The organism is Serratia marcescens, from assembly GCF_006715005.1.
GTDB lineage: Bacteria > Pseudomonadota > Gammaproteobacteria > Enterobacterales > Enterobacteriaceae > Serratia > Serratia montpellierensis.
The window spans coordinates 478815-498644 of record NZ_VFMJ01000001.1; the positions used below are offsets into that span (position 1 = coordinate 478815).

Annotated in this window: 14 protein-coding genes; 13 read left to right on the plus strand and 1 reads right to left on the minus strand. The window is 62.4% G+C overall.

What is annotated here, in order from left to right; all coding sequences use genetic code 11:
- The first annotated feature begins 67 nt into the window (after positions 1-67).
- Positions 68-574 carry a tRNA adenosine(34) deaminase TadA gene (gene tadA / locus FHU12_RS02365; RefSeq protein ID WP_015378796.1) on the plus strand — a complete coding sequence of 169 codons (507 nt, stop codon included), beginning with the start codon at positions 68-70 and terminating at the stop codon, positions 572-574.
- On the opposite strand, the gene mltF is transcribed toward tadA, so the two are convergent.
- Entirely contained in the window at positions 575-2035 is a 1461-nt protein-coding gene (mltF, locus tag FHU12_RS02370; RefSeq protein WP_141967177.1) for a membrane-bound lytic murein transglycosylase MltF, read from the minus strand.
- 275 nt (positions 2036-2310) lie between these two features.
- On the opposite strand from mltF, the gene purL reads away from it, so the two are divergent.
- From purL to FHU12_RS02430, 12 genes are all read left to right on the plus strand, one after another.
- Complete coding sequence (gene purL / locus FHU12_RS02375; protein WP_521084105.1) at positions 2311-6204, plus strand: phosphoribosylformylglycinamidine synthase; 3894 nt, start codon at positions 2311-2313, stop codon at positions 6202-6204.
- Positions 6205-7090: 886 nt separating this feature from the next.
- Positions 7091-8527, plus strand: a complete 1437-nt coding sequence (locus tag FHU12_RS02380; protein ID WP_049200747.1) for a sensor histidine kinase — start codon at positions 7091-7093, stop codon at positions 8525-8527.
- Between the two features lie 3 nt (positions 8528-8530).
- Entirely contained in the window at positions 8531-9403 is an 873-nt protein-coding gene (gene qseG, locus FHU12_RS02385; protein ID WP_141967182.1) for a two-component system QseEF-associated lipoprotein QseG, read from the plus strand.
- On the plus strand, positions 9400-10740 hold the full coding sequence (gene glrR / locus FHU12_RS02390; RefSeq protein WP_141967184.1) for a two-component system response regulator GlrR: 1341 nt from the start codon (positions 9400-9402) through the stop codon (positions 10738-10740). Before qseG ends, glrR begins: the two co-directional genes overlap by 4 nt.
- 130 nt (positions 10741-10870) lie before the next feature.
- On the plus strand, positions 10871-12493 hold the full coding sequence (locus FHU12_RS02395; protein ID WP_049204912.1) for an NAD+ synthase: 1623 nt from the start codon (positions 10871-10873) through the stop codon (positions 12491-12493).
- Positions 12494-12504: 11 nt separating this feature from the next.
- On the plus strand, positions 12505-12843 hold the full coding sequence (gene glnB / locus FHU12_RS02400) for a nitrogen regulatory protein P-II (RefSeq protein ID WP_004847623.1): 339 nt from the start codon (positions 12505-12507) through the stop codon (positions 12841-12843).
- Between the two features lie 405 nt (positions 12844-13248).
- Positions 13249-14172 (plus strand): LysR substrate-binding domain-containing protein, encoded by a 924-nt coding sequence (locus FHU12_RS02405; protein WP_038874511.1) that lies wholly within the window; start codon positions 13249-13251, stop codon positions 14170-14172.
- Between the two features lie 115 nt (positions 14173-14287).
- Positions 14288-15751, plus strand: coding sequence for a gamma-aminobutyraldehyde dehydrogenase (locus FHU12_RS02410; RefSeq protein ID WP_141967186.1), 1464 nt, complete (start codon positions 14288-14290; stop codon positions 15749-15751).
- 73 nt (positions 15752-15824) lie between these two features.
- Complete coding sequence (gene ydcS / locus FHU12_RS02415) at positions 15825-16979, plus strand: putative ABC transporter substrate-binding protein YdcS (protein WP_033635611.1); 1155 nt, start codon at positions 15825-15827, stop codon at positions 16977-16979.
- A gap of 53 nt (positions 16980-17032) precedes the next feature.
- Positions 17033-18061: an ABC transporter ATP-binding protein gene (locus FHU12_RS02420; protein WP_141967188.1), complete on the plus strand. Its 1029-nt coding sequence runs from the start codon at positions 17033-17035 to the stop codon at positions 18059-18061.
- A 1-nt stretch (position 18062) separates the two neighbouring features.
- Positions 18063-19007 carry an ABC transporter permease gene (locus FHU12_RS02425; RefSeq protein ID WP_033644105.1) on the plus strand — a complete coding sequence of 315 codons (945 nt, stop codon included), beginning with the start codon at positions 18063-18065 and terminating at the stop codon, positions 19005-19007.
- Positions 18997-19803: an ABC transporter permease gene (locus tag FHU12_RS02430; RefSeq protein ID WP_016929774.1), complete on the plus strand. Its 807-nt coding sequence runs from the start codon at positions 18997-18999 to the stop codon at positions 19801-19803. Before FHU12_RS02425 ends, FHU12_RS02430 begins: the two co-directional genes overlap by 11 nt.
- Positions 19804-19830 lie beyond the last annotated feature (27 nt).

Here is a 19830-nt window from a genome sequence, read left to right on the forward strand (position 1 = left end):
GGCGGCTACGACAAAGGGAGGCTAGTGTGTATAATGCCCGCCGCAAAAGCGCACGAGGAATTATGCGATGACTGAATATAATGATGAGTACTGGATGCGTCAGGCATTGCAGCTGGCCCTGCGCGCGCAGGAAGAGGGCGAGGTGCCGGTGGGTGCGCTGCTGGTGCTGGACAATCAGGTCATCGGCGAGGGCTGGAACCGCCCGATCGGCCGACACGATCCTACCGCACATGCCGAGATCATGGCGCTGCGCCAGGGCGGCGCGGTGCTGCAAAATTACCGCCTGCTGAACGCCACGCTGTACGTCACGCTGGAGCCCTGCGTGATGTGCGCCGGTGCGATGGTGCACAGCCGTATCCGTCGGTTGGTGTATGGCGCCGCCGACGAGAAAACCGGCGCGGCCGGTTCGCTGGTGGACATTCTGCGCCATCCGGGCATGAACCATCAGGTGGAGATCGTCTCGGGCGTGTTGGCGGACGAATGCGCCGCCACCCTGAGCAATTTCTTCCGCCTGCGCCGCGAACAAAAAAAAGCGCTCAGGCTGGCGCAGCGGGCGGCGGATAAGCCGGAATAATCAGTAGTTGAGCGCCAGTTCCGGCATCACCGTCGGATAGCCTTTCCCCAACGCCTCCTGCTCGGCGGCCGCTTGCGCCGCCTTTCTCTCTTTTTCCTGCAGATAGCCCACCAGGCTGACCTGGTAGCGGCGGATATTTTCTACATAGTTGTAGGCTTCACGCCCGCGCGCATAGCCGTAGGTCAACTGCGGGTAGTAGCGTTTTTGGCTGAGCATCGGCAGGCGCTGTTTGACGTCGACCCAACTGTCCGGATTGCCCTTTTGCGTCTTGGTCAGCTTGCGCGCGTCCAGCATGTGGCCCCAGCCCATGTTGTAGGCCGCCAGCGAGAACCAGATGCGCTCGTCTTCCGGCACGCTGTCCGGCACCTTGGCCATCAGCCGCTGCAGGTAAAGGGCGCCGCCCTGAACGCTCTCTTCCGGATCGAGGCGGTCGTTGACCCCCAGGCCGTCGGCGGTGGCGCGGGTCAGCATCATCAGGCCGCGCACGCCGGTGGGCGAGGTGGCCTGCGGATTCCAGTGCGATTCCTGATAGGCGATGGCCGCCAGCAGCTTCCAGTCGATCTCGTTGGCGTGCTTCTCGAACAGCGGGCGGAAGTTGGGCAGCACCGAATCGATGGCCGACAGGAAGGTTTTGGTGTCCACATAGTCGAAGCTGCCGACGTGGCCAAGGTACTTCTCTTCCAGCCGTGCCAGGGTGCCGTCGTCTACCATCTGGCTGTAGAAGTCCAGCATCGCCGCGTACAGGCTGTCGTCGCCGTCGCGTTTCAGATACCAGGTGACCGGCTCTTCGTCGGTGACGTCGAACGCCACCGCCAACTGCGGATGGATGCGCTGCAGCAGCGCGATGGTCACCGAATCGCCGAGGGTGTAGTCCAGCTTGCCGTCGGCAACCCGCTCCAGCAGCTCTTTGGAGGTGAGATCGCTGGAGGCTTCCCAGGCGAGATCCGGGTATTTATCCTGTTTGAGCTGCTTTAGCGTGCTGACGTGCGCAGAACCGGAGGCGACCGCCAGCTTGCCTTTAATGTCGGCGAAGCCTTTTGGCCGCGGGGTGCCCAGCCGGTACACCAGCTGTTGGGAAACGGAGTAGTAGGCGGGGCCGGTGCGTGCGCGGCTGAGGCGCTCCTGGTTGTAGATCAGGCCTGCAGCCAGCAGGTCGGCGTCGTCGTCGTCCAGATCGTCGAACAGGTCATTGATGTTCTGATGGGGGATCACCACCAGCTTTACCCCGAGGTAGTTGGCGAAGCGCTTGGCCAGTTCGTAGTCGAGCCCACCCGGCCCTTGCTTGGTGTTGAAATAGGTCAGCGGTGAATTCAGCGTGCTGATACGCAACTCGCCGCGGGAGATGATCTCCTGGAGTTGCCCGCCCTGGCCGCTGCGCCAGGTAATATTGGGCCACAGCGCGAGAGCCAGAAGCAGGGTGACAACGCCGATGAGGATGTAGTTTATTTTAAGACGTTTCAAATAGTTATCCAGTGGTGGCACAGGTACACCGGCGACGACAACCGCGACTTTTCTCATGGTTAAATCACCAGTGCGGGGGGCATTTTGCGCAACAAAACGCCAGTGTGCAACTTTATTGACACGTTATGACAATTCGACGGTGCGGCACGCTTTTATCAATAATCCCTACGCAAACGGTTTCGTCGGCGGCGAGGATTCTCTATAATGACGCGCGTTTTCCCCTGTTGCGCCCAATGAAGCGTCTTATCCGTCGCTTCGAAGACGAGAGAACTTTGATTATGGAAATTCTGCGTGGTTCGCCCGCTTTATCGGCTTTTCGCATTACCAAACTGCTGTCCCGCTGCCAGGACGCTCACCTGCCCGTCAGTGATATCTACGCCGAGTACGTCCACTTTGCCGATGTCAGCGCACCGCTGAGTGCCGAAGAACATGCCAAACTTCAGCGGCTGCTCAAGTACGGTCCTTCTCTCGCCGAACACGCTCCCGAAGGCCGGTTGTTGCTGGTCACGCCGCGTCCGGGCACCATTTCTCCCTGGTCTTCCAAAGCCACCGACATCGCCCACAACTGCGGTCTGCAGCAGGTGGTGCGCCTGGAGCGCGGCCTGGCGTTCTACGTCAAGGCACCCGAGCTGACGGAAACCCAGTGGCACCAGCTTGCCGCGCTGCTGCACGATCGCATGATGGAAACCGTCTTCAGCGAGCTGCAACAGGCCGAACAGCTGTTCGCGCACCATCAGCCGGCACCGTATCAGTCGGTCGACGTGCTGGGTGCAGGGCGCACCGCGCTGGAGCAGGCCAACGTCCGGCTCGGCCTGGCGCTGGCTCAGGACGAGATCGACTACCTGCTGAATGCCTTTACCGGTTTGGGGCGCAACCCGACGGATATCGAACTTTATATGTTCGCGCAGGCCAACTCTGAGCACTGCCGCCACAAGATTTTCAATGCCGATTGGATCATCGACGGCGAACAGCAGCCTAAATCGTTGTTCAAGATGATCAAGAACACCTATGAGCAGACGCCGGACTATGTGCTGTCGGCGTATAAAGACAACGCCGCCGTGATGGAAGGTTCGCAGGTCGGTCGCTTCTTCGCCGCGCCGGACAACGGCACGTATGATTACCATCAGGAAGACGCGCACATCCTGATGAAAGTGGAAACCCACAACCACCCGACGGCGATCTCACCGTGGCCGGGCGCCGCGACCGGCTCCGGCGGCGAGATCCGCGACGAGGGGGCTACCGGCCGCGGCGCCAAGCCGAAGGCCGGCCTGGTCGGCTTCTCGGTGTCCAACCTGCGCATTCCCGGCTTTGAACAGCCGTGGGAGCAGGATTTCGGCAAGCCGGAACGCATCGTCACCGCGCTGGATATCATGACCGAAGGCCCGCTGGGCGGCGCGGCGTTCAACAACGAATTCGGTCGTCCGGCGCTGCTGGGCTACTTCCGTACCTATGAAGAGCGCGTCAACAGCCACAACGGCGTTGAGCTGCGCGGCTACCACAAACCGATCATGCTGGCGGGCGGCATCGGCAACATCCGTGCCGATCACGTGCAGAAAGGGGAAATCACCGTCGGCGCCAAGCTGGTGGTGCTGGGCGGCCCGGCGATGAATATCGGCCTGGGCGGCGGCGCGGCCTCGTCGATGGCGTCAGGTCAGTCCGATGCCGATCTGGACTTCGCTTCGGTGCAGCGCGACAACCCGGAAATGGAGCGCCGCTGTCAGGAAGTGATCGACCGCTGCTGGCAGCTGGGCGACCAGAACCCGATCCTGTTTATCCATGACGTCGGCGCCGGCGGCCTGTCCAACGCCATGCCGGAGCTGGTGAGCGACGGCGGCCGCGGCGGCCGCTTCGAGCTGCGCGATATCCTCAACGACGAGCCGGGCATGAGCCCGCTGGAAGTGTGGTGCAACGAATCGCAGGAACGTTACGTGATGGCGATTGCCCCGGCGCAGATGGCGCAGTTCGACGAGATCTGCCGCCGCGAGCGCGCACCTTATGCGGTGATCGGCGAAGCGACCGAAGAACAGCACCTGACGCTGAACGACCGCCACTTCGACAACCAGCCGATCGACATGCCGCTGGACGTGCTGCTCGGCAAGACGCCGAAAATGACCCGCGACGTTACCCGCCTGCAGGCGCATGGCGAGGCGGTGCAGCGTGAGAACATCACGCTGGCCGACGCGGTGAAACGCGTGCTGCATCTGCCGGCCGTTGCGGAGAAAACCTTCCTGATCACCATCGGCGATCGCACCGTTACCGGCATGGTGGCGCGTGACCAGATGGTCGGCCCGTGGCAGATCCCGGTAGCCGACTGCGCGGTGACCACCGCCAGTCTGGACAGCTACTACGGCGAAGCGATGTCGCTCGGCGAACGCGCGCCGGTGGCGCTGCTGGACTTCGCCGCCTCCGGCCGCCTGGCGGTCGGGGAAGCGCTGACCAACCTGGCCGCCACGGAAATCGGCAGCCTGAAGCGCGTGAAGCTGTCCGCCAACTGGATGGCCGCCGCCGGCCACCCGGGCGAAGACGCCGGCCTGTACGAAGCGGTGAAAGCGGTGGGCGAAGAGCTGTGCCCGGCGCTGGGCATCACCATTCCGGTGGGTAAAGACTCAATGTCGATGAAAACCCGCTGGCAGGAAGGCAATGAACAGCGCGAAATGACATCGCCGCTGTCGCTGGTCATCACCGCCTTCGCCCGCGTGGAGGACGTGCGCCACACCGTGACGCCGCAGCTGCGCACCGATAAGGGTGACAGCGCGCTGCTGTTGATCGACCTGGGCAACGGCCATAACGCGCTGGGCGCCACCGCGCTGGCGCAGGTTTATCGCCAGCTGGGCGACAAACCGGCCGACGTGCGCAACGTTGCGCAACTGGCGGGCTTCTTCAACGCCATGCAGCAGCTGGTGGCCGATCAAGCGCTGCTGGCTTACCACGACCGCGCCGACGGTGGTCTGCTGGTGACGCTGGCGGAGATGGCCTTCGCCGGTCACTGCGGCGTAGACGTCAATCTCGACGGCCTCGGCGGCGATGCGCTGGCGGTACTGTTCAACGAAGAGCTGGGCGCGGTGATCCAGGTGAGCGCTGAACGTCTCGACGACGTGAAGCAGGCGTTCGCGCAGCACGGTCTGACCGACAACGTGCATCACATCGGCAGCGTGCAGGCCGGCGATCGTTTCGTCATCACCCAACACGGCAAGGCGCTGTACAGCGAAAGCCGCAATACGCTGCGCACCTGGTGGGCGGAAACCACCTGGCAGATGCAGCGGCTGCGCGACAACCCGGCGTGTGCCGATCAGGAACATCAGGCCAAACAGGATGAACAAGATCCCGGCCTGAACGTGAAGCTGACCTTCGCACCGGAGGAAGACATCGCCGCGCCGTACATCGCCAAGGGCGCTCGCCCGAAAGTGGCGGTGCTGCGCGAGCAGGGGGTGAACTCCCACGTTGAAATGGCGGCGGCGTTCCACCGTGCCGGCTTTGACGCGGTGGACGTGCACATGAGCGATCTGCTGGCAGGGCGCCGCGATCTGCAGGATTTCCATACGCTGGTGGCCTGCGGCGGTTTCTCTTACGGTGACGTACTGGGCGCCGGCGAAGGCTGGGCGAAGTCTATCCTGTTCAACGAGCGGGTGCGCGACGAGTTCGAAGCGTTCTTCCACCGTCCACAGACGCTGGCGCTGGGCGTATGCAACGGCTGCCAGATGATGTCCAACCTGCGCGAGCTGATCCCGGGCGCCGAACACTGGCCGCGCTTTGTGCGCAATCTGTCGGATCGCTTCGAGGCGCGCTTCAGCCTGGTGGAAGTGGCGGCCAGCCCGTCGCTGTTCCTGCAGGGTATGACCGGTTCGCGCATGCCGATCGCCGTTTCCCACGGTGAAGGGCATGTCGAAGTGCGCGATGCGGCGCATCTGGCGGCGCTGGAAAGCCACGGTTTGGTGGCGCTGCGTTTCGTCAACAACGCCGGTCAGGTGACGGAAGCTTACCCGGCTAACCCGAACGGTTCGCCGAACGGCATTACCGCCGTGACCAGCGCCAACGGACGTGCCACGGTGATGATGCCGCACCCGGAACGCGTGTTCCGCACGGTGAGCAACTCCTGGCACCCGGAAGAGTGGGGCGAGGACAGCCCGTGGATGCGCATGTTCCGCAACGCCCGTAAGCAGCTGGGCTAAAAACGGCCACCACCGTACAGAGGGCGCAAGCAATTGCGCCCTTTTTTTATGGCCGGCGCTCGCCGACTGGCGGCAGTGTCTGCATTTTGCGACAGGCGCTATTTTCCCTGTCGCTAAATGGAGACATTTAACCTTTTGATTTTATTGGTGGTAAGCGGGTTTGGCTTTAGTTGTCTGCATTTGGCGACAGCGCGGCGTTTTTTTCATCGCTCATCGGGGCGTGATGCGCAAAGAAATTTGCTGATGTAATTTTAATTTTTAATAAAATCATAAATTTATAATTTTAATTGCAAAGTTGGCACGCAACGTGCATTATTCTCGTCAGTTGCTCATTCAACTTTTTATGACGGCGCCGTAATTAGACGGCAAATCGCCTCATAAGCCTCCGAATGATGCCAAAGAAATGGTGCCTATCGTCCAACCAAACCGATAACAGACCGTGCAAACGGCTTTATCAAGCATCGGGCGACACGTGGAGTGAGGCACCGCCTGTATCCAACTGTGATGAAGGGTTCATCAATCCTGGATACTTACGGATGCTATTCGTCCTGTTCGATGCCAGCCGCTGCGCTACATCACCCTGGGGACGAGGTTCAAGGGCATCCACACTTTCCTTGCGTTGGGGCAAGTTTCTTGCCCCGATGTCAATTCTCAACGCTGCGCTTATCCCTGTTTCGTTGCCTATGCCCTCGAACGCAGACGTTCTCCCTATACTCTCGCTTTCGCACCGGTTGATGCTGCCGGGGCCGCATGTCGTCGGCAGGCCAGGCCTATGGGCGCGGTTCACCGATCCCACGGTTTTTTCCTGGCGCGCAGGATTCTCCCTTGCCGGGCTTTTCTCTTTCCGGCGAGTCAGTTAGCATCGTGACAGAGCTGAGAGAATGAGATGATTTCGTTGAAAAAATGGCGTTTATTCCCCCGTTCGCTGCGGCAATTGGTGCTGCTGGCCTTTCTGTTGGTGCTGCTGCCGCTGCTGGTACTGGCCTATCAGGCCTACCAGAGTCTGGATCACCTCAGCGCGCAGGCGGCGGACATCAACCGCACCACGCTGGTGGACGCGCGGCGCAGCGAGGCGATGACCAGCGTGGCGCTGGAGATGGAGCGCAGCTACCGTCAGTACTGCGTGCTGGTCGATCCTACGCTGCAGAAGCTGTACCAGAACCAGCGCAAGCAGTATTCGCAGATGCTGGACGCCCACGCGCCGATCCTGCCGGACGAGCGCTACTACCAAACGCTGCGCCAGTTGCTGACCCAGCTGGCCGCGATCAAATGCCATAACAGCGGGCCGGACCAAGAGGCTTCCGCCTTGCTCGAGTCGTTCTCCCGTTCCAACGCCGAAATGGTGCAGGCCACGCGCGCGGTGGTGTTCTCGCGCGGCCAGCAGCTGCAGCAGGCCATTGCCGAGCGGGGCCAGTTCTTCGGCTGGCAGGCGCTGCTGCTGTTCCTGGTCAGCGTGCTGCTGGTGGTGCTGTTCACCCGCATGATCATCGGGCCGGTCAAGGCCGTAGAGCGAATGATCAACCGCCTGGGAGAAGGGCGTGCGCTGGGCAGCACCGCGTCGTTCAAGGGGCCGCGCGAGCTGCGTTCGCTGGCGCAGCGCATCATCTGGCTGAGCGAGCGGCTGGCGTGGCTGGAGTCGCAGCGCCACGAGTTCCTGCGCCATATTTCGCACGAGCTGAAAACGCCGCTGGCCAGCATGCGTGAAGGCACCGAACTGCTGGCCGACGAGGTGGCGGGGCCGCTGACTTCCGATCAGAAAGAGGTGGTGGCGATCCTCGACAACAGCAGCCGCCATCTGCAGCAGCTGATTGAACAGCTGTTGGATTACAACCGCAAACTGGCCGATGGCCCGGCGGAACACGAGAACGTCGAGCTGCGCGAAATGGTCGATTTGGTGGTCGCCGCGCACAGTTTGCCGGCGCGGGCGAAGATGATTTCCACCGAAATTACGCTGGAGGCGGAAATCTGCTGGGCAGAGCCTACGCTATTAATGCGCGTGCTGGATAATCTCTACTCCAATGCGGTGCACTACGGCAAGGAATCCGGTAACATTTGGATCCGCAGCCGTCAGGTTGGACAACGGGTGCAAATCGACGTCGCCAATACCGGCACGCCGATCCCCGAGGCTGAAAGAGCCATGATTTTCGAGCCTTTTTTCCAGGGTAGTCACCAGCGAAAAGGGGCGGTAAAAGGAAGCGGACTGGGGTTGAGCATCGCTCAGGACTGTATCCGTCGCATGCGCGGTGAGCTGCAACTGGCGACGGTCGCCGGTGCAGACGTCTGCTTCCGCATTGAACTGCCGTTAACCGCCGAGAATGAATAAATAATGTACACATGGTCTAAACGCCTTCGTCTTTCACAGACCGAACGTTCACCGCGTGCCACGCACAGAGCGCCGCTCGGCAAACGTCCGATCAGCTGGTTGGGCGCCGTCTTCTTTATGCCGCTGTTGCTGGCGGGCTGCGTCGATCGCGCCGTCAGCGGTGGCCTGAACCCTCAGCAGCAAGAGGCGATCCCGGATACCAAGGTGATCGATTACCGCACCGCGGCTTGCGATACCCTGTGGCAGTTGGACGACAAGGACGCGCTGGATAACTCGCTCTACTGGCTGCGCGCGATGGACTGCGCCGATCGCATCGGGTCGACCCAGGCGCGTGCGCTGGCGAAAACGGTGCCTGGAGACAGCTGGTCCGGCGTTTTCAAACAGAGCATCCTGCTGGGCAGCGCACAGCCGACCTCCGGCGAACGCCGCCAGATCATCGACAGGATCAACAGCTATCGGATGGAATTCCCCGGTTCACTGCGTCCGCTGACGCAGCTGTGGCGCCAGCAGCAATTGCTGCAGATCACGCTGTTCGATGAGAAAGCGCGCTATCAGCATCTGCAGGAGAGCAGCGACAGCCAGATCGATTCGCTGCGCCAGAGCCAGGCGCGGCTGCAATCGCAACTGCAGGACACCTCGCGCAAGCTGGAAAACCTGACCGATATCGAGCGCCAGCTCTCTTCGCGCAAGCAGCTGCAAGGGGAAATCCCGGACAACAGCGCAGGCTCGCAAAAGGGCGAATCCGCCGGTAAAAACGGTGTGGCCACCAAAGGGGCTGAGTCCCAGGACGAACCGGAAAAGGGCACCGCGCTGCCGGTTGAACCGGAAGACACCTATACGCCGCACCCTGCCAATAAGGAGTCCCACGCGCAATGACCGCACGCAAACCGGCCAACCTGTTATTGGTTGATGACGATCCCAGCCTGCTGAAGCTGCTGGGCATGCGCCTGACCAGCGAAGGTTTTCACGTCACCACCGCCGAAAGCGGCCAGGAAGCGCTGCGCCTGCTGGTACGCGAGCAGATCGATCTGGTGATCAGCGATCTGCGAATGGACGAGATGGACGGCATGGCGCTGTTTGCCGAGATCCAAAAGCATCAGCCGGGCATGCCGGTGATCATCCTCACCGCGCACGGTTCGATTCCCGACGCGGTGGCCGCCACCCAGCAAGGGGTATTCAGCTTCCTCACCAAACCGGTGGATCGCGATGCGCTGTACAAGGCCATCGACGAGGCGCTCGCGCTGTCGGCCACCCCGGCCGGCGACGAGGCCTGGCGCGAAGACATCGTCACCCGCAGCCCGCTGATGTTGCGCCTGCTGGAGCAGGTGAAAATGGTGGCGCAGTCCGACGTCAGCGTCTTGATCAACGGCCAGAGCGGCACCGGCAAAGAGGTGGTGGCGCAGGCGATCCACGCCGCCAGCCCGCGCGCCGGCAAGGCGTTCATCGCCATCAACTGCGGCGCGCTGCCGGAGCAGCTGCTGGAGTCCGAACTGTTCGGCCATGCCAAGGGCGCCTTTACCGGCGCGGTCAGCAGCCGCGAAGGGCTGTTCCAGGCGGCGGCGGGCGGCACGCTTTTCCTCGACGAAATCGGCGATATGCCGCTGTCGCTGCAGGTGAAGTTGCTGCGCGTGCTGCAGGAGCGCAAGGTGCGGCCGCTGGGCAGCAACCGCGATCTGGACATTGACGTGCGCATCATCTCCGCCACCCACCGCGATCTGCAAAAGGCGATGGCGAAGAACGAGTTCCGCGAAGACCTTTACTACCGCCTCAACGTGGTGAACCTGAAGATCCCGGCGCTCAACGAGCGGGCCGAAGATATCCCGCTGCTGGCCAACCACCTGTTGCGCGAGGCGGCTCAGCGGCACAAGCCGTTCGTGCGCAGCTTCTCGACCGACGCCATGAAGCGGCTGATGACCGCCAGCTGGCCGGGCAACGTGCGTCAGCTGGTCAACGTCATCGAGCAGTGCGTGGCGCTGACCTCGGCGCCGGTGATCAGCGAAGCGCTGGTGGAGCAGGCGCTGGAAGGGGAAAACACCGCGCTGCCGACCTTTGCCGAAGCGCGCAACCAGTTCGAGTTGCACTACCTGCGCAAGCTGCTGCAGATCACCAAGGGCAACGTGACCCAGGCCGCGCGCATGGCGGGCCGCAACCGCACCGAGTTTTACAAATTGCTGTCGCGCCATGAGCTGGACGCCAACGATTTTAAAGAATGACAGTTTGCCGCCGGCGCCTGCCACGCAGGTTATCAACAAATCCGGCGGAATGATTTACACTCCGTTCTCTTTGCCGCGGCGCGCCCCGGCGTAGAGCACCATGGAACGTATTAAGCGGGATCGTACACAAATGAGCAGATCACTTTCCATCGCCCTGGCCCAGTTGAACCTGCTGGTCGGCGACATTGAAGGCAACACCGAACGCATGTTGCAAATCGTGCAGGAGCAGCAGAAGGCGGGAGCCGATCTGGTCATGTTCAGCGAACTGGCGCTGTCCGGCTACCCGCCGGAAGATCTGCTGTATCGCAATGACTTCTATCAGCGCTGCGACGCGCAGCTGCTGCGCCTGCAGCAGGCCTCCGCCGAGACGGCGATCCTGGTCGGCCACCCGTGGCGCGAAGGCGACAAGCTGTACAACGCGCTGTCGCTGTTTGCCGAAGGCCGCCTGCTGACCCGCTACTTCAAGCAGCAGCTGCCGAACTACGGCGTGTTTGATGAGAAGCGCTATTTCCACGCCGGCAACGACACCTGCGTGGTGGAGCTGAAAGGCTACCGTCTGGGGCTGCTGATTTGCGAAGATCTGTGGTTCCCTGAGCCGATCGACGCCGCCAAGGCGGCCGGCGCGGAAATTATCCTGTCGATCAACGCCTCCCCGTATAACCGCGAAAAGCCGTATATCCGCAAAACGCTGATGGCCGGCCACTGCCAGCGTACCCAGCTGCCGCTGGTGTACCTCAATCAGGTCGGCGGCCAGGATGAGCTGATTTTCGACGGCTGCTCCAAGGTCTTCGATGCCGCCGGCACCATGACCCACCGTCTGGCGGCCTTCGACGAGCAGGTGACTCGTCTGGAATTCAACGAGCTGGCCGTGGTGCCGATGGCCGATCCGGCCGCTGAACTGCCGCAGCTGGCGCAGGTGTATCAGGCGCTGGTGTTGGCGGTGCGCGACTACGTGACCAAAAACGGCTTTAAAGGCGCGGTGCTGGGGCTGTCCGGCGGCATCGACTCGGCGCTGACGCTGGCGATCGCCGTGGATGCGTTGGGTAAAGACAAGGTGCAGGCGCTGATGATGCCGTTCCGCTATACCGCGGATATCAGCATCGCCGACGCCAAGGAAGAGGCGGAAATCCTCGGCGTGGAGTTCGATATTGTCTCCATCGAACCGATGTTCGACGCCTTTATGGGCCAGCTGTCGCCGATGTTCGCCGGCACCGAGCGTGACACCACCGAAGAAAACCTGCAGGCGCGTTGCCGCGGGGTGGTGCTGATGGCGCTGTCCAACAAACGCCGCAGCATCGTGCTGACCACCGGTAACAAGAGCGAAATGGCGGTGGGTTACGCCACGCTGTACGGCGATATGGCCGGCGGTTTCGACGTGCTGAAGGACGTGCCGAAAACGCTGGTGTTCAAGCTGTCCGAATACCGTAACACCGTCTCCTACGTGATCCCGCAGCGGGTGATCGATCGTCCGCCGTCCGCCGAGCTGGCGCCGGATCAGGTCGATCAGGACAGCCTGCCGCCGTACGATATCCTGGATGCGATCCTGGAAGGCTACGTTGAGCGCGACAAGTCGGTTGCCGATCTGGTGGCCGACGGGTTCGACGAAGCGATCGTGCGCAAGGTGATCCGCCTGGTGGACATCAACGAATACAAGCGGCGTCAGGCCGCCGTCGGGCCGCGCATCACCGCCCGTAACTTCGGCAAAGACCGCCGCTACCCCATCACATCCGGTTTTGGCCGCAAAAATTGGTAAAAGGAAAGAAGATGAAAAAGATCGACGCGATTATCAAGCCGTTCAAACTGGATGACGTCCGCGAAGCGCTGGCCGAAGTGGGCATCACCGGCATGACGGTCACCGAAGTGAAAGGCTTCGGCCGCCAGAAGGGCCACACCGAGCTATACCGCGGTGCCGAGTACATGGTCGACTTTTTGCCTAAGGTGAAGATCGAGATCGTGGTTGCCGACGACATCGTTGACACCTGCGTGGAAACCATCATGCAGACCGCGCAGACCGGCAAGATCGGCGACGGCAAGATCTTCGTCTTCGACGTGGCACGCGTGGTGCGCATCCGTACCGGTGAGCAGGACGAAGAAGCGATCTGATCCTCCGCAGGATCATCGGCCATCAGGGCGCAGCGTGCTGCGCCCTTGTCATTTCTGTCCCCCGCGCATCATGCTTCTTCGCCTCGCCGTTTCCCCCTTTTTGCCTGTCAGCATTCTAAAAAAGCGAACGCTATCGCGTTTTTGATACTTTTCCCGATCGCTTTTCTCGCGGGATCTACAATCAATCTAACTATCTTGATTGAGGTGATCCCCAATGAATTTCAAGTTGCGGCTAGGCGGCAAGGGCGTGCATCCCCAGGAGCTTACTCAAGTAAGTGACTGGGGGGACAAATCTGCCGGGAGCAGATTTGAACGCTGCTCGCAGCGGCCCGTTAGGGCGTGGCCTACGGATGGGCCACGTAATAGCACGCAGACAACAACGCAGCGGCTTGAAAGGCGATGGGGATGATGACGTTACGCCAAATCCGCCACTTCATCGCGGTGGCGGAAACCGGGTCGATCTCCGCCGGCGCCCAGGCGGTGTTTGTCTCCCAGTCTTCGCTGACGCTGGCGATCCAGCAGTTGGAAACCGAGATCGGCGTGCGGCTGTTCGATCGCCACGCCAAGGGCATGACGCTGACCCATCAGGGGCATCAGTTCCTGCGCCAGTCGTATCTGATCCTGGCGACGGTGGACAACGCCAAGCGCAGCCTGCAGATCGGCACCGAAAGCCTGACCGGCAAGCTGACCGTCGGCGTCACCAGCCTGGTAGCCGGCTACTTCCTGGTGGAGTTGCTCACGCGCTTTAAATCGGCCTATCCCAACGTCACCGTGCAGGTGGTTGAAGACGAGCGCCCGTATATCGAGCATCTGCTGGTCAGCGGCGAGATCGACATCGGCGTGCTGATCCTGTCGAACATCGAAGACCGCGACGCGCTGCAGACCGAGGTGCTGATGCACTCGCCGTATCGCCTGTGGCTGCCGCCGCTGCACCCGCTGCTGGAGCACGAGAGCATCAGCCTGGCGGACGTGGCCAAACAGCCGCTGATCCAGCTCAACGCCGATGAAATGGACGTGCATGCGCGGCGCATCTGGTCGCGCGCCGGGCTGAAGCCGGAGATCGCCATGAAGACCGCCTCGACTGAGGCGGTGCGCAGCCTGGTGGCGGCGGGGATGGGGGTGTCTATCCAGCCGGACATGGCGTACCGCGCCTGGTCGCTGGAGGGCAACATGATCGAGGCGCGCAAGCTGGACGATCTGCTGGAGCCGCTGGACATCGGGTTGGCGTGGCGGCGCGGCAGCGCACGGCCGGAGCTGGTGACGCCGTTCCTTACCATCGCGCGCGAGAACGGCAGCAAACACGCCGCCGGGCTTAAGCATTCGATTTAATCGAACGCGGCGTTCAGTATTTAGAATTTGTTGCCCGCCAGAGGCTCGCTTAGGCTGATTAAAACTAACTTATTCACATTTGGTTAACGTTTTTGTCACTTAGGGGCGTCAGGCGATGGCAGATGTGCAGTTTCTCTCGGGTTTGTCCTGTCAGCAGTTCATTAACGGTCAGCTTATCGACGGCGAAGGCCAGCAGGAATGCATCGTCAATCCGGCTAACGGCGAGACGCTGATCGCCCTGACCGAAGCCTCTTCGGCGCAGGTCGGCGGCGCGGTGAAAGCCGCGCAGCAGGCGTTCGGCCACTGGTCGCGCACCACGCCGGCCCAGCGCGCCGCTCTGTTGCTGCGCATCGCCGACGCCATCGAGCGGCAGGCGCCGCAGCTGGCGCAGCTGGAAGCCCTCAACTGCGGTAAACCGCTGCATCAGGCGCTCAATGACGATCTGCCGGCGGCGGTTGACGTGTTCCGCTTCTTCGCCGGCGCGGTGCGCACGCAGCAAGGGCAGCTGGCCGGCGAGTATGTGCCCGGCCACACCTCGATGATCCGCCGCGATCCCATTGGCGTGGTGGCCTCGATCGCCCCCTGGAACTATCCGCTGATGATGGCGGCGTGGAAAATCGCGCCGGCGCTGGCGGCGGGCAATACCGTGGTGTTCAAACCGTCCGAACATACGCCGCTGACCATTTTGGCGCTGGTGCCGGCGCTGCAGGAGATCCTGCCGCCGGGCGTGCTGAATATCGTCTACGGCGGCGGGGAGGGGGTCGGCAGCCAGCTGGTGGGGCACCCGCAGGTGCGGCTGGTGTCGGTCACCGGCGATATCGTCACTGGGCAAAAAATTCTTCAGGCAGCGGCCAAAAGCGTCAAGCGCACCCACCTGGAACTGGGGGGCAAGGCGCCGGTGATCGTCTGCGACGACGCCGATCTCGACGAGGTGGTCAACGGCATTCGTACCTACGGCTATTACAACGCCGGCCAGGACTGCACCGCCGCCTGCCGCATCTACGCGCAGGCGGGCATCTATCCCAAACTGGTGGACGCGCTGGGCGAGGCGGTCGCCAGCCTGCGCTTCGCCCGCAAGCGCGATCAGGACAACGAGATCGGCCCGTTGATAAGTAGCCGCCAGCGCGATCGCGTCGCCAGCTTCGTCGAGCGCGCGCTCAGCCAACCGCATATCGAATTGATCACCGGCGCCGCGGCCCACTCCGGGCCGGGGTTCTACTACCAGCCGACCCTGCTGGCGGGCTGCCTGCAAAGCGACGAAATCGTGCAGCGCGAGGTGTTTGGCCCGGTGGTCAGCGTCACGCGCTTCGAGCATCTGGAGCAGGCGGTCGAGTGGGCCAACGACTCGGAATACGGGCTGGCTTCGTCGGTGTGGACGCAAAATATCGATCGGGCGCTGCACATTGCCGCCCATCTGCAGTACGGCAGCACCTGGATCAACACCCATTTCACATTGGCGAGCGAGATGCCGCACGGCGGCCTGAAACGCTCCGGCTACGGCAAGGATCTGTCCAGCGATTCGCTGCAGGATTACAGCGTTGTCAGGCACGTAATGGCGAAGTTCAAAGCCAGCTTCTAGCGGTTCTATAAAGCAAAATCAGGCGGCAGCCGTTCCCTGCCGCACACAGATACGCAACACAGGGGTAATTACGATGAGAAAAACTACCGCAGTCACCACCACCGTCTCCGCGCTCTGTCTCACCGTGCTGTGCGGCCTGGCCCAGGCGGCCGATCTGCCGCAGTCGCTGGGCAAAGGCGAAGGCCGGCTGGATATCATCGCCTGGCCCGGCTACATCGAACGCGGCCAGTCCGACAAAAACTACGACTGGGTCACCCAGTTTGAAAAGCAAACCGGCTGCGCGGTGAACGTGAAGACCGCCGCCACCTCCGATGAAATGGTCAGCCTGATGGCCAAGGGCGGCTACGATCTGGTGACCGCCTCCGGCGACGCCTCGCTGCGCCTGATCTTCGGCAAGCGGGTGCAACCGATCAACACCGCGCTGATCCCGAACTGGAAGAACATCGATCCGCGCCTGCTGAACGGCGCCTGGTACACCGTGGACGGCAAAACCTACGGCACGCCGTACCAGTGGGGGCCGAACCTGCTGATGTACAATACCAAAACCTTCCCGACGCCGCCGGACAGCTGGGCGGTGATCTTCCAGCAGCAGAACCTGCCGGACGGCAAGAGCAACCAAGGGCGGGTGCAGGCTTACGACGGCCCGATCTACATCGCCGACGCGGCGCTGTTCCTGAAGGCCACCCAGCCGCAGCTCGGCATCAGCGATCCTTATCAGCTCAACGAAGAGCAGTATCAGGCGGCGCTGAAGCTGCTGCGCAGCCAGCACGCGCTGATCCACCGCTACTGGCACGACACCTCGGTGCAGATGAGCGACTTTAAAAACGAAGGTGTGGTGGCCTCCAGCGCCTGGCCGTATCAGGCCAACGCCCTGAAGGGCGAGGGGCAGCCGATCGCCACCGTATTCCCGAAAGAGGGCGTGACCGGCTGGGCAGACACCACCATGCTGCATGCTGACGCCAAGCACCCGAGCTGCGCCTACCAGTGGATGAACTGGTCGCTGGAGCCGAAGGTGCAGGGCGACGTGGCGGCCTGGTTCGGGTCGGTGCCGGCTTCACCGGCGGGCTGCAAGGCCAGCGCACTGCTGGGTGAGAAGGGCTGCGAAACCAACGGCTTCAACCAGTTCGACAAAATCGCCTTCTGGAAAACGCCGCAGGCGCAGGGTGGCAAGTTCGTGCCGTACAGCCGCTGGACCCAGGATTACATCGCCATCATGGGCGGCCGCTAAGCCGCGGGGCGCAGCCCGCTGCGCCCGAATTACATCAGTATGGAGCACAGAAAATGACCATTGCCGTGCAATTCATCGATGTTTCGCGGACTTTCGGCGATGTTCGCGCCGTGGATCGGGTATCCATCGACATTCAGGACGGGGAATTCTTCTCCATGCTCGGGCCGTCCGGCTCGGGCAAAACCACCTGCCTGCGCCTGATCGCCGGCTTTGAACAGCTCACTTCCGGCTCGATTCGCATCCATGGCCAGGAAGCCGCCAACCTGCCGCCGTATCAGCGCGACGTGAACACCGTGTTTCAGGATTACGCGCTGTTCCCGCACATGTCGGTGCTGGAAAACGTCGCCTACGGCCTGATGGTGAAGGGCGTCGCCAAACGCGAGCGGCTGGCGCGGGCGCAAGAGGCGCTGGAGAGCGTGGCGCTCGGTTTCGTCGCCGAACGCAAGCCGGCGCACCTGTCGGGTGGCCAGCGGCAGCGCGTGGCGTTGGCGCGCGCGCTGGTCAATCGGCCGCGGGTGCTGCTGCTGGACGAACCGCTCGGCGCGCTGGATCTCAAGCTGCGCGAGCAGATGCAGGGTGAGCTGAAGAAGCTGCAGCGCCAGTTGGGCATCACCTTTATCTTCGTCACCCACGATCAAAGCGAAGCGCTGTCGATGTCCGATCGGGTGGCGGTGTTCAATAACGGCCGCATCGAACAGGTGGATACGCCGCGCGAGCTTTACATGCGGCCGAAGACGCCGTTCGTCGCCGAGTTCGTCGGCACCTCCAACGTGGTGCGTAGCGAACTGGCGCAGCGCCTGCTCGGCGAAAGCCGAACCTTCTCGATCCGGCCGGAGCATATTCGCCTGCTGGAGCAAGGCGGCCCGGCGCAGGACGAGATCCAGGTGCAGGGCACGCTGCAGGAAATCCATTACCAGGGTGCGGCCACGCGGTATGAAATCGCGCTGAGCGGCGGCGAAAAGCTGCTGGTCAGCCAGGCTAATCCGCAGTGGATCGCCGCAGGGCAACAGCGGCAGATCGGCCAGCCGATCGTCGCCTGCTGGCCGCGCACGGCGATGGTGCCGCTGCTGGAGGAGAGGTGAGATGGACATGAGCATCGATTCCCCCTCGGCGCGCGGCGGTACCGTGCGCGCGCTGTCGACCTGGCTTTATCGCCGGCCGACGCTGTATCTGCTTTTGCTGCTGGTGCCGCCGCTGCTGTGGTTCGGCGCGGTGTACCTCGGTTCGCTGCTGACGCTGCTGTGGCAAGGTTTTTACACCTTCGACGACTTCACCATGGCGGTGACGCCGGATCTGACCTTCGCCAACCTCGCGGCGCTGTTCAACCCGGCCAACTACGACATCATCCTGCGCACGCTGACCATGGCGGTGCTGGTGTCGCTGGCCAGCGCGGCGCTGGCGTTCCCGATCGCCTATTACATGGCGCGTTACACCAGCGGCCGCGTCAAGGCGTTCTTTTATATCGCGGTGATGATGCCGATGTGGGCCAGCTATATCGTTAAAGCCTATGCCTGGACCCTGCTGCTGGCGAAAGACGGCGTGGCGCAGTGGTTCCTGCAGCACCTGGGGCTGGAACCGCTGTTGGCTTCGCTGCTGACGGTGCCCGGCGTCGGCGGCAACACGCTGTCGACCTCGGGGCTGGGGCGTTTTCTGGTGTTCGTCTATATCTGGCTGCCGTTCATGATCCTGCCGATCCAGGCGGCGCTGGAGCGCCTGCCGCCCTCGCTGCTGCATGCCTCGGCGGATCTGGGCGCGCGACCGGCGCAGACCTTCCGCCACGTCATTTTGCCGCTGGCGGTGCCGGGCATCGCCGCCGGATCGATCTTCACCTTCTCGCTGACGCTGGGCGACTTTATCGTGCCGCAGCTGGTGGGGCCGCCGGGCTATTTCATCGGCAGCATGGTGTACGCCCAGCAGGGTGCGATCGGCAATATGCCGATGGCCGCGGCCTTTACGCTGGTGCCGATCGTCCTGATCGCCATCTACCTTTCTATTGTCAAACGTCTGGGGGCTTTCGATGCACTCTGAACGCGCGCCCTTAGGGCTGAAGCTGGCCGCCTGGGGCGGACTTGTCTTCCTGCATTTCCCGTTGGCGATCATCGCCATCTACGCCTTCAACACCGAGGATGCGGCCTTCAGCTTCCCGCCGAAGGGCTTCACGCTGCACTGGTTCAACGTTGCCGCCGGGCGGCAGGACATCATCGATGCGGTGCTGCTGTCGGCGCAGATCGCCTGTCTGGCGACCGCCATTGCGCTGGTGCTCGGCACGCTGGCGGCGGCGGCGCTGTATCGGCGCGATTTCTTCGGCAAGGACAGCATTTCGCTGCTGCTGCTGCTGCCGATCGCGCTGCCGGGGATCGTCACCGGTCTGGCGCTGCTGGCGGCGTTCAAGGCGCTGAACATCGAACCGGGCATCCTGACTATCGTCGTCGGCCATGCGACGTTCTGCGTGGTGATCGTGTTCAACAACGTTATCGCCCGGTTCCGCCGAACCTCGTACAGCCTGATCGAAGCGTCGATGGATCTCGGCGCCGACGGCTGGCAAACCTTCCGTTACGTGATCCTGCCGAACCTCGGCTCGGCGCTGCTGGCCGGGGGCATGCTGGCGTTCGCGCTGTCGTTCGATGAAATCATCGTGACCACCTTTACCGCCGGCCACGAGCGCACGCTGCCGCTGTGGCTGCTGAACCAGCTCGGTCGCCCACGCGACGTGCCGATCACCAACGTGGTGGCGCTGTCGGTGATGCTGTTGACCATGCTGCCGATCCTCGGCGCTTACTACCTGACCAAAGGTGGAGAAAGCGTCGCCGGCAGCGGCAAATAATTTCCTTACCCGACCTCTGATAAAAGG